Origin of the sequence: Specibacter sp. AOP5-B1-6, from assembly GCF_052376555.1 — a bacterium.
Classification (GTDB): Bacteria; Actinomycetota; Actinomycetes; order Actinomycetales; family Micrococcaceae; genus Specibacter.
Genome location: NZ_JBQSVT010000084.1, coordinates 1 through 2,985, shown reverse-complemented (window position 1 = coordinate 2,985; position 2,985 = coordinate 1). Strand labels below are relative to the sequence as shown.

The window sequence follows — 2,985 nt, the reverse complement described above, 5'->3', positions numbered from 1 at the left end:
GCCAGGAAATAGCCGGCCGCCCGCTTTTCAGGCACCGGGAAATTGCCCGTCGATTCGTGTGCAAGAGTGTCGCCCACAATCCACGCGGTGCCGCTGGCGGCGAGCCCGGCCAGGCCAATGATGGGCCCCACCGGCAGCGGCAGCACCCCGACACCACCCAAGACAGCGAGCAGCAGTCCCAGCGTGGCGGCAATTGCCGCAATCACAATCCCGACGACGTAGGCCGGCTTGGGCCGCACGCGGTACCAGTGATGCGCCTCCGCTCCCGCCACGTCCCCCACTGGGGTGCCTGGCTGCGCGGATCCGTTGATCTGTTCGGCAAGTGCCCGGATGTCGCCGAGTTCGTCCATGGCCTGGGCTGCTGCCATGCGGTCGTCGAGACCGTTCCCGGTCAATTCAGTGACCCGGGCAGACAGGTTGCCGCGAATTTCCTCTTTGAGATCTTGAATCTCCACTGTCATCGGGATGGCGGCAAAGGCGTCATCCAGGTGGCGGTGGATGTTGGAGTAGTCGGGGCCGCTCATGGCATGCCGCCTTTCACGTTCAGGAGCGTGTTGATGATGTTCGCCGTGGCAGTCCAGGTTCGGACATTGTTGTTGTAGACGGCCCGGCCGGCGTCGGTGATGCGGTAGTACTTGCGCCGCCCGCCCTGGGTTTCGTCGCCCCAGCTTGCCTCGACCAGGCCGTCCTTGACGAGCCGGCGATATGTGGCATAAAGGGTGGCTTCCTTAATTTCATACAGGCCGCCGGTTGCGTCCCGGATGGTCTTGTAGATCTCAAAGCCGTAGCGCTCAGCATCCCGCAGGACACCCAGCACGATCGTGTCGGTGTGCCCGCGCAGCAGGTCCGCAGCAAACGGTTCCGGCTGCGGGGGGCTTGTCATTGGGATCTGCACCATGACAACTACTATATCTGATCAAGTACTGTGCACGGAAGAGCTAAACGGCTCCCATTTCGAAATGTGCCTGGAAATTCGCCCGGAAGTATTTTTTGAACTTTGTTTGGACGGAGGCCCGGCAGCTGCTTAGAGTTGTGCCTGCTCCTTGACCTGCTTGCGCAGAATCTTGCCCAGCATGGAGCGGGGCATGTCGGAGATTTGAACAATCCGCACGGGAACCTTGTAGCGGGCCATGCGCTCCTTGCAGTGGTCCCGCAGCGCTGTCTCGTCGAGTGTTGCCCCCGGCTCCAACTGCACGGCCGCAACAACCATTTCCCCGCCACGTTCCGACACCGTGCCAAAGACCGCCGCGTCAACCACGTCCTGGTGCTGGCGCAGGACGGCCTCAACCTCCGACGGCGACACGTTGAAGCCACCGGTAATGACGAGCTCCTTCACCCTGTCGACAATCGTGGTGAAGCCGTCGACGCTGACAGTGACAATGTCTCCCGTGTGCAGCCAGCCGTCCTCAGTGAGTGTCTTGGCCGTTTCCTCAGGGTTGTTCCAGTAGCCCTGAAAAACCTGCGGCCCCTTGATCAGCAACTCACCGCGCTCCCCCTGCGGAACGACCCTAGCGGGATCGTCCATGTCAACAACCCGCATCAGCGTGGACGGAAAAGGCACGCCGATGGTGCCGTTCTGCCGGGTTGGGTGGAACGGGTTGCCAAGAGCCACCGGAGAAGATTCGGTCATGCCGTAGCCTTCGACGAGCAGACCGCCGGAAACGGACTCCCACAGTTCGACTACATGGTCTGGCAGGTTCATGGCACCTGAGATGCAGAACTTGCAGGACCGCAGCGATACGCCCCTTTCCTTGGCGGCCAGGGCTGTGCGTTCATATATCGGCGGCACGGCGCAGTAAACGGTGGCCGGTGATTTTTTCATGGCGGCCAGCACCAGCTCGGCGTCGAACTTGGGAAACAGCACCAGCAAGCCTTGTTTGCGGACGCCGAACGTGAGGTAAAGGGTCATGCCGAAGGCGTGGAACATGGGCAGGACTGCGTACAGCACTTCCTTGCCAAGCTGCGCGCCGTGCATCCAGGCCTCCCCCTGAAGGGCGTTCGAATACAGGTTGAAGTGGGTCAACATGGCCCCCTTGGGATGCCCTGTCGTGCCGGAGGTGTAGCCGATGACTGCCAGGTCGTGGACGTCCGGGCGCAGGTGCCCAGGGTCAATGGTGCCGCTGGAGAGCAGCTTCTTCCACGCCATGGCGCCCGGGGCGGGGCTGCTGAGGGCTGCCCGGCTCTCGCGCAATTTTTTCACCGGAAGGCGCAGCGCCAACCTTTTGACTGCAGGAAATTCCGCCAGCAGGTCGACTGCAACAATGCTGTCTATCCGTACGTCCGCCGGGAATTGCTCGATGGCCGGGACGACCTTGTCCCAGGCAATGACCACCCGGGCCTGATGGTCTTCAAACTGGTGCCGCAACTCCCGTGAGGTGTACAGCGGGTTGTGTTCAACCACGACGGCGCCCAACCGGAGGACCGCGTAAAAGGCCACCACGTGCTGGGGGCAATTGGGCAGGATCAAGGCCACCCGGTCTCCGGCCCGGACACCCAGACGGCGCAGCCCTTCGGCCGCCCGGCCCACCTGCTCCCCCAATTTCCGGTAACTGGTTTGCCGGCCAAAGAACTCCATCGCCGGAGTGTCGCCGGCCTCCTGGACTGAGCGTTCGAACATGGCCACCAGCGACTCAGTGGGCAGCTCAATCTCCGCAGGGACGCCTGGCTGGTAATTCCTGACCCACGGCTGCTGGACGTGATCGCCAAGGACACCCTGCTGGTCATGGTTGTCCAGACCGGAATTTTGCAGGTCCGTGTCCTGCGGCTCATTGTTCGACATGCTTCCATCTTCCCGTCCCAGCCGTCCCGCTGTCTAATGGCTGCCCATCTGCCGGCCCGCAGGCAAGGCTCTGCAGCAATACAACACGGTTCGAACAAGATTCCATGAGAGGTAGACCTCGTGGATCGACATGGGTACGGTGGAACCACCGGCTCCGGCAAGTGTTCGCGGAGTCCGGCAACCATCGAACACAGCACTTTGAGCAA

At 62.1% G+C, this 2,985-nt stretch carries 3 protein-coding genes; all 3 read right to left on the bottom strand.

What is annotated here, in order from left to right:
• Nucleotides 1–524, bottom strand: a 524-nt coding sequence (locus ACT3TS_RS19460) for a permease prefix domain 1-containing protein (RefSeq protein ID WP_444533181.1), incomplete at its 3' end; no start/stop codon positions are given.
• The gene (locus tag ACT3TS_RS19455) at nt 521–898 is read right to left on the bottom strand and encodes a PadR family transcriptional regulator (RefSeq protein ID WP_444533180.1); all 378 of its coding nucleotides are present in this window, start codon (nt 896–898) and stop codon (nt 521–523) included. The genes ACT3TS_RS19455 and ACT3TS_RS19460, both read right to left, overlap by 4 nt.
• Nucleotides 899–1,024: 126 nt before the next feature.
• Nucleotides 1,025–2,779 (bottom strand): long-chain-fatty-acid--CoA ligase, encoded by a 1,755-nt coding sequence (locus ACT3TS_RS19450; RefSeq protein ID WP_444533179.1) that lies wholly within the window; start codon nt 2,777–2,779, stop codon nt 1,025–1,027.
• Nucleotides 2,780–2,985 lie beyond the last annotated feature (206 nt).